Origin of the sequence: Moorena sp. SIO3E8, assembly GCF_010692445.1 — a bacterium.
In the GTDB taxonomy this organism is placed as follows: Bacteria; Cyanobacteriota; Cyanobacteriia; order Cyanobacteriales; family Coleofasciculaceae; genus Moorena; species Moorena bouillonii.
In genome coordinates this window covers 1-4862 of the sequence record NZ_JAAHHM010000256.1, presented here as the reverse complement: position 1 = coordinate 4862, position 4862 = coordinate 1, and the positions used below count along the sequence as shown (strand labels likewise).

Sequence of the window (4862 nt, the reverse complement as noted above, 5' to 3'; positions counted from 1 at the left end):
CTTTAGAAGCTTTTCGTAGTGCCATGTCTTGCCGTTTTGTCCGTTGGCTCCAGGAAAATCCGGACGTATTTGTCAATTATAAAGCTAGTTTGGGCTATATTTGGGCTTGAATTTTGCTAAAGTCCCACTAGCACCGTTGAACCAAAACTCAATCGGTTCATATGCTTGTCGGCTAACTTATAGGAAGCGTGCATATTGGTGGGCATCCTGATTGAGTACATAAATCGGGGCATTGCCTTGTAATACCGATAAGAAGTTGCGTCGAGTCTTCTGGGGGGTGCTCGCAAAGAAAGTAAACCATTCATTACCAATCACCGTGCAATACCCGTTCTTCCCACTGTGTCGTGCTCCGGTATCATCGGTGTGAACATACTCTGAGCATTCTAATCCTGCCCCTAAAACCGATGCCTGAGAGAGTGTGAAACACATCTATTTTTGCGCGCTCGGTATGAATTGATTTGACCAACCGATATCTCGATACCCCATTCCAGTAGCTGCTCATGAATCTTTGGTTGCGTCACTCGATTGTGATAGTACTGGTGCAAGATATATCCCACTAGTTGCGGGCCATAATGTCCAGAATTGCTGATACTGTGGCGGTAATTGAGCACTAATTACCCCGACCCCTGGTAACACATATTCGGCTAACAAGAAGCGGATGTTATTTCTTTCTATGGGAAGTTCGTGGAACAAATATTCTCGGTATCCATTAAATTTTGCCCCAACTGGCAGTTGAGAGGGTTCTATTTTCCATTCGGTGTCCACCACGAAGCTATCTTTCTTACGACCTTTAGCTGAGGCGCGGACGTTTACCTTTCCTTTGCTTAAGTTCTAGCTGCTTCCCTTCACCCACGCTTACTCGCACGCTCGTTGGGGTTTTTTATTCAGTTTCTTTTTCCCTCGTAACTCTTCCTCCAATTCACGGATGCGCTTGCTTAACTCTTGATTGTGCTTGGCTAGTTCTGCTATCGTTTCAGCCTGTTGTCTGACAAGCGCACGCAGCTCCTCGACCTCATGAAGGTCGCTGAGTTGCTCATTTTTTACTTGCACAGAGTTTTCTAGCATACCTTTGTTTAACCAGATTTATGCACTCTTGACAAGGGGGCTAACTCTATACCTATCTCTTTCACCCCACAGCGGTTATTGAGAAGTTACTCTCAATCTAGTATTTTCACTCTCTATTCTAGTCATATAACTTTTTTTTGTTAAATGGTCAATGTCATCAATAAATATTTGATAAACAACATATTTATCAGTGACATACCAAAAGCTATGCCAGCCTTTTACGATTTTCCAAAGCTTTTTAAAAGTTTGAGCACTACGGTCACCAATTATAAAGTTTAAAATCCCGGGATAGTGCTTATTAGCTGCGGTCCACACCCAAATCTTGTTTTTTTTTACAAAGGTTTGTAGCTCATCTATTTCAGTGATTTCAGGGATTTATGAGCGTGAAACATACATCTTTTAAGCGTGAACTAACTTTTTTAACCCAACCTATTATGGTGGTATGGTGAACACCAGTCACTCTTTCTATGGCTCTAAAGCCCATGCCATTTAGATACATTTTTCAGCAGAGCGATTTAGTTTTTTTATCGTAACCACGCTCAGTTTTAACCTCTATAAATTGTCGTCCACATTCGTTGCATTTATATCTTTGTTTTCCTCTTTGATGACCATATTTATGAGTTTTATGGCTATGACATTTAGGGCATTCCATGGTTTTATTTTTAGTATACCATTTTTGGATTCAGCAACGCCACGCCCAGGGCTGTTTCTGGGGTCGGACTAAAATTTGATTGCTGGGGAGCTGGGTCTCCCACACTTCCCACACTCCCTGCTCCTTAAGATTCTTCTTCTATAGGCTCGTCGTCTATAGGCTCGCCGTCTATAGGCTGGGCGTCTATAGGCTGACCAATATCGAAGATAATGATAAATTTCCTATCAGGCATCAGTCGTTTCAGAGCCTGCAAATGCCCCTCGGCATCAGAACGGTTGCGGAAACGAGCAACAACCACCCGCTGCATTTTCGGCAACAGGCGAACAACCACCCATGGGTGTAGGCGTTGAGAGTACGACATAATCAAGATATATGGGCGACCGATGAAGGCGCTCAAAGGAGTGAAGGTTCCGTAACCTTCCGATAAGCTAGTGGTCTGTCAAGAACTAATTGACGGATAAAGTCGCTTCAATTTAATCCGAGCATCAACGGTTGTAAATCGCCAATCTACTTGAGAAGAGATTTGATTTCTACGCTTTTCCCAAGCAGCAACTTCCTCTTTTAACATATCCTTCTTGGGAATACGTCGGTCAAGGCATTGTCGGGTTAAAACACTCAACTCAATTTCAGCCATATTCAACCAACTTCCATGCTTGGGAGTGTAATGAAACTCCAGCTTGTCAAGAATACGTCTCGCTTCAGCCGGGATAAAGGCTTTGTAAAGAGAGGCTCCAATGTGGGTATTGAGGTTATCCTGAACAATTCTGATTTTCTGAGCTTGGGGATAGCGTTGATCGACGAGATACTTCATCTGTTGAGCATAGTCAATTTGAGTGCGTTGGTCAGTAACTTCTACATGTCTCCAACCTATTAAAGGCTCAAAAAACATGATTTGATTACAAACTCCCTCTCGCGCTGTGTTCATAATCAAAACGTTCAGTCTGTCCAGGTTCTAAAGGTATTGGCTTTCGGGTTTCTGAAATTAACTGAAACGAGCTTTCATCAAAGCAAACCAAGGGATAATCAGGGTCATAGGCACGCTTTGTACAGTTGTAAAACCTCTTCCATTTGGCAGACAAATTCAGCATTGGCTTGAGGTGGAATCACCCAAGATTGGTTCAACCAAGGCTTAAGCTCGTTTTTTTTAAAACTTGTCGCACGCTTTCATGGGAAATGCTCTGTACATATCCCAATACCACCATTTGGTCTGCCAGTAGTCGTAATGTCCAACGCTTAGCTCCTGGGGGTGCTTTGGAGCAGGCGATTGCCACTAAATGAGCTTCTGCCTCTCCGTCTAACCGTCGCAGCTTTAATGACGACCTGGGACGAGGGTTGAGCGCATTCTCTAAGCTTTCTTCCACAAACCGTTGGCGAACCCTTTCGATGGTTCGGGTGCTGATATTGAAAGCCTCGCTAATGGCTTGATCTGTCCACCCCCCATCCGGGTGATTGACATCTGCTTTGAGCAGGATACGAGCATGATTGATTTTCCGGGCAGCAGCAATACCTTTTTGGGTTAATTGTTCTAGTTTTTGGCGTTCATCGAGAGTCAGGCCGACAATATATCGCTTGGCTGGCATAGTTTATGGGTTAGTAGATGGACTCTTCTACTATCCGTCAAAATGAGTTTGACAGACCACTAGGGTTCAAGCGAAGTTTCCACCCAAAGGGGCATAACGAGATGGATATCAACGGCTCACAAGCTGAGGTACTCCCGAATTGTGATGTCTCACAGCTAGAGGGTAATGCGTAACCAGAAGCATATACCGCATGATAATGGAACGTTAGGGAAAGAACTAACAGGTTGACGAAAGGAATCGTTGATCGAAGCGTCGTAATGATTGATATCCCTGTCAAAGCGGTAATGGGGATACTAGCTCCATGGGTTAATCCAGTAGATATTGGATAACCGGAAGAACTCCACGGACTCGGCGTAGAGACGACAACCATTAGTTCGCATCTCCTTTGTGTGTAACCGGGTAAGCCGAGATTGAGTCCTTAATCTAGGTCGATGATTAAGGTAGCCAAATCGCAAGAGGAGGTATAACTCTGAGTCCGGTAAAAGACTGAACCAAGCTAAAGCCAACATGGTGAAAACCAACGGGAAAGGGTGATAAACCTATAACCGGTTGGATAGAGGGAAATCCCTCAACTCGTGCAGAGTGCTGAATTTCAGAACTGATTCCGAGGGAGGAACATAATACTGATTACTCCTAAATTGTAATGGAAAAGATAGAACCGAATTCAAATGAAAACGGTATCGTAACTGAACAAACCACCGAATGGCACTCCATAGACTGGAAGAAAGCCTATCGGTCAGTCAGGAAATTAAGACTTTGAATATTCCTCGCGACTCGTGAAGGCAACTGGAAAAAGGTGAACAAGTTACAACGCCTCATGCTGCGTAGCTATTCCAACACACTCATCTCCGTAAGACAGGCGGCACAACTTAATAAAGGTAAAAATACCCCTGGGGTAGACAAAATAGCCAAACTCACACCCAACCTCAGAGGAGAGCTGGTCGATGCTCTCAAAAGTTATAAAACCTGGAAACCAATTCCTACCAAACGTGTATACATTCCTAAATCCAATGGAAAAAAACGCCCACTAGGAATACCCGGCATGATTGACAGATGCATACAAGGCATAGTCAAAAATGCACGCTTAGCCACATTGGGAAGCCAAATTTGAACCCACCTCATATGGATTCAGACCCGGAAGAAGTACCCATGATGCCAGACAAAGGATATTCAACAACATAAAGGGTGAAAACAACCGAAAGTGGTGGGTACTAGACGCAGACATTTCCGGATGCTTCGATAATATTGCCCATGAACCACTACTGGAAACCATTGGAAATTTTCCAGCTAGAAACCTGGTGGAACAATGGCTAAAGACAGGATACGTCGATAAAGGCGTATTTTATAACACCGAGTCAGGTACACCTCAGGGAGGAATAATCAGCCCATTACTGGCTAACATAGCTCTACATGGCATGGAAAATGAATTAGGAATTACCTAAGTACAGGACAAAAAATGTAAAGATTGCCGAAAGTCGAACTGATGAAGGGATTGAGGATTAAGGATAAGATGACGCAGATGGTCAAAACCTAGACGGAAAAGACTCTTGGCCCTACGTCCGTGA

7 protein-coding genes and 3 pseudogenes are annotated in these 4862 nt (G+C 43.8%); 3 read left to right on the top strand and 7 right to left on the bottom strand.

Annotated elements, in window-relative coordinates:
- Window positions 1–177: 177 nt before the first annotated feature.
- The 6 genes and pseudogenes from F6K46_RS38210 to F6K46_RS38190 form a co-directional block, all read right to left on the bottom strand.
- Window positions 178–429, bottom strand: coding sequence for a hypothetical protein (locus tag F6K46_RS38210; protein WP_198954045.1), 252 nt, complete (start codon window positions 427–429; stop codon window positions 178–180).
- Window positions 430–498: 69 nt separating this feature from the next.
- Window positions 499–768 (bottom strand): hypothetical protein, encoded by a 270-nt coding sequence (locus F6K46_RS38205; RefSeq protein WP_293068232.1) that lies wholly within the window; start codon window positions 766–768, stop codon window positions 499–501.
- 87 nt (window positions 769–855) lie between these two features.
- A complete protein-coding gene (locus F6K46_RS38200; RefSeq protein ID WP_198954043.1) occupies window positions 856–1065 on the bottom strand; it encodes a hypothetical protein in 210 nt (69 codons plus the stop codon).
- 75 nt (window positions 1066–1140) lie between these two features.
- Window positions 1141–1431, bottom strand: a complete 291-nt coding sequence (locus F6K46_RS40490; protein WP_366510881.1) for an IS1 family transposase — start codon at window positions 1429–1431, stop codon at window positions 1141–1143.
- Window positions 1432–1841: 410 nt separating this feature from the next.
- Entirely contained in the window at window positions 1842–2078 is a 237-nt protein-coding gene (locus F6K46_RS38195; protein WP_293068228.1) for a hypothetical protein, read from the bottom strand.
- Window positions 2079–2156: 78 nt separating this feature from the next.
- Window positions 2157–3297 (bottom strand): annotated as a pseudogene (locus F6K46_RS38190) (IS630 family transposase).
- A 17-nt stretch (window positions 3298–3314) separates the two neighbouring features.
- Between F6K46_RS38190 and F6K46_RS38185 the strand changes: the two are divergent.
- From F6K46_RS38185 to F6K46_RS38175, 3 genes and pseudogenes are all read left to right on the top strand, one after another.
- Window positions 3315–3470, top strand: a complete 156-nt coding sequence (locus tag F6K46_RS38185; protein ID WP_293068225.1) for a hypothetical protein — start codon at window positions 3315–3317, stop codon at window positions 3468–3470.
- Between the two features lie 644 nt (window positions 3471–4114).
- A complete protein-coding gene (locus F6K46_RS38180) occupies window positions 4115–4408 on the top strand; it encodes a reverse transcriptase N-terminal domain-containing protein (RefSeq protein WP_293068222.1) in 294 nt (97 codons plus the stop codon).
- A gap of 40 nt (window positions 4409–4448) precedes the next feature.
- Window positions 4449–4739 (top strand): annotated as a pseudogene (locus F6K46_RS38175) (reverse transcriptase domain-containing protein); the annotation flags it as partial.
- Here the strand turns inward: F6K46_RS38175 and F6K46_RS38170 are convergent.
- Window positions 4736–4862 (bottom strand): annotated as a pseudogene (locus F6K46_RS38170) (IS4 family transposase); the annotation flags it as partial. The pseudogenes F6K46_RS38175 and F6K46_RS38170 sit on opposite strands and share 4 nt — an antisense overlap.